We start from the raw sequence: 2,578 nt of genomic DNA on the forward strand, positions 1-2,578 counted from the left end.
GTGAGGCGGCCGCCGGGCCAGCCGATGTGGACGGTGACGGTGTCCGGGCCGGTGCCCGGACCGGTGTCGGTGGTGGTGTGCGTGCTCATGGTCCAGTTCAACATCTTGTTGAACTCCTGGGAAGGGGGGACCCCCGTGCGGAGATCGCTCTGGCGTGCGACATAATGGCCTTGTGAATGCATTCACATTCACAAGCGTGCCGTGTATCCGCAAGAAGATCCCGAATGCACGGACGGTTTGCCGGATCGGTCGCCCCGGCTCGGGCGGACCGATGCGGGGCGAGCGAAGGAGAGAACGACGTGGATCTCGCACTGGCGCCGGAGACACTGGCCCGCTGGCAGTTCGGTATCACCACCGTCTACCACTTCCTCTTTGTCCCCCTGACGATCTCCCTGGCCTCGCTCACCGCCGGCCTCCAGACCGCCTGGGTGCGCACCAACAACCCCAAGTACCTGGCCGCCACCAAGTTCTGGGGCAAGCTCTTCCTGATCAACATCGCCCTCGGCGTGGTGACGGGCATCCTCCAGGAGTTCCAGTTCGGCATGAACTGGTCGGACTACTCCCGCTTCGTCGGCGACGTCTTCGGCGCCCCGCTCGCGTTCGAGGCGCTGATCGCCTTCTTCTTCGAGTCCACCTTCATCGGCCTGTGGATCTTCGGCTGGGACCGGCTGCCCAAGCGCATCCACCTCGCCTGCATCTGGATGGTGGCCATCGGCACCATCCTCTCCGCGTACTTCATCCTGGCCGCCAACTCCTGGATGCAGCACCCCGTGGGCTACCGCATCAACGAGGAGACCGGCCGCGCCGAGCTGACCGACTTCCTGCTCGTCCTCACCCAGAACACCGCCGTCGCCCAGTTCTTCCACACCATCACCGCGGCGTTCCTCGCCGGCGGCGCGTTCATGGTCGGCATCGCCGCCTGGCACCTGCGCAAGCGCAGGCACGTCCCGGTGATGCGCACCTCGCTGCGCGTCGGCCTGGTCACCCTGGTGGTCTCCGGGCTGCTCGTCGCGTTCACCGGCGACCGCCTCGGCAAGATCATGTACGAGCAGCAGCCGATGAAGATGGCCGCCGCCGAGGCCCTGTGGGAGACCGAGGGCCCCGCGCCGTTCTCGCTCTTCGCGATCGGCGACGTCGACAAGGGGCACAACAAGGTCGCCGTCGAGATACCCGGCCTGCTGTCCTTCCTCGCCCACGACAACTTCCGCGACCCGGTGCCCGGCATCAACGACACCAACGAGGCACTCAAGGAGCGCTACGACGCGGTGTTCGGCCTCGGCGACTACCGGCCCAACATCGCCGTCGCCTACTGGGGCTTCCGCTGGATGATCGGCTTCGGCATGGCGTCCCTCGCCGTCGGCCTCGCCGGACTCTGGCTCACCCGCCGCAAGCTCTTCCTCGCACCCGGACTGCGCACCGGCGAGGACGAGGTGCCGACACTCGCGCTGACCCGGAACCGGCCGCTCGGCTCCCGGCTCGGCGACTGGTACTGGAAGCTGTCCGTCCTGACCATCGGCTTCCCGCTGATCGCCAGCTCCTGGGGCTGGATCTTCACCGAGATGGGCCGCCAGCCGTGGGCCGTCTACGGAGTCCTGCCCACCTCCTCGGCCGTCTCCCCGAACGTCTCCCAGGTCGAAGTGATCATCTCGATGTCGGTGTTCACGCTGCTCTACGCGATCCTCGCGGTCATCGAGGTGCGGCTGATCCTCAAGTACGCCAAAGCCGGCCCGCCCGAGCTGACCGAGGCCGACCTGAACCCGCCGACCCGCATCGGCGGCGACCGGAACGAGCCCGACAAGCCCATGGCCTTCTCCTACTGAGGCCCCCAAGGAGACCGTGATGCAACTCCCCGAGATCTGGTTCGTGCTCATCGCCGTCCTGTGGATCGGCTACTTCTTCCTGGAGGGCTTCGACTTCGGCGTCGGTGTCCTCACCCGGGGGCTGGCCCGCGACCGCCAGGAGCGGCGCGTGCTGATCAACACGATCGGCCCGGTCTGGGACGGCAACGAGGTGTGGCTGCTCAGCGCCGCCGGCGCCACTTTCGCCGCGTTCCCCGACTGGTACGCCACCCTCTTCTCCGGCTTCTACCTGCCGCTGCTGCTGATCCTGCTGTCGCTCATCGTGCGCGGTGTCGCCTTCGAGTACCGCGCCAAGCGGCCGGAGGAGAACTGGCAGCGCAACTGGGAACGCGCCATCTTCTGGTGCTCGCTGATCCCCGCGTTCCTGTGGGGCGTCGTCTTCGCCAACATCGTGCGCGGCGTGCCCATCGGCCCCGACAAGGAGTTCGTCGGGAACCTCTTCGACCTCTTCGGCCCGCACGCCCTGCTCGGTGGCGTCCTCACCCTCACCCTCTTCACCTTCCACGGCGCCGTGTTCACCGCGCTCAAGACGGTCGGCGAGATCCGGCTGCGCGCCCGCCGCGCCGCCGCCGGGCTCGGCCTCGCCGCGCTGGCCTCCGCGGCCGCCTTCCTCGGCTGGACGCAGCTCGAACGCGGTGACGCCGCCAGCCTGCTGGCACTGCTGGTCGCCGCCGGCGCGCTGGTCGCCGCGCTCGTCGCCAACGCCCGGGGGCGGGAGG

Annotated in this window: 2 protein-coding genes; both read left to right on the plus strand. The window is 68.2% G+C overall.

The features are described 5' to 3' along the window. Window positions 1-299: 299 nt before the first annotated feature. Complete coding sequence (locus GL263_RS24865; RefSeq protein ID WP_182857988.1) at window positions 300-1,820, plus strand: cytochrome ubiquinol oxidase subunit I; 1,521 nt, start codon at window positions 300-302, stop codon at window positions 1,818-1,820. Window positions 1,821-1,839: 19 nt separating this feature from the next. Then, window positions 1,840-2,578 (plus strand): cytochrome d ubiquinol oxidase subunit II (gene cydB / locus GL263_RS24870; protein WP_182857989.1); only part of this gene is annotated, 739 nt, incomplete at its 3' end.

The sequence above is a fragment of the Streptomyces durbertensis genome (assembly GCF_014156695.1).
Classification (GTDB): domain Bacteria; phylum Actinomycetota; class Actinomycetes; order Streptomycetales; family Streptomycetaceae; genus Streptomyces; species Streptomyces durbertensis.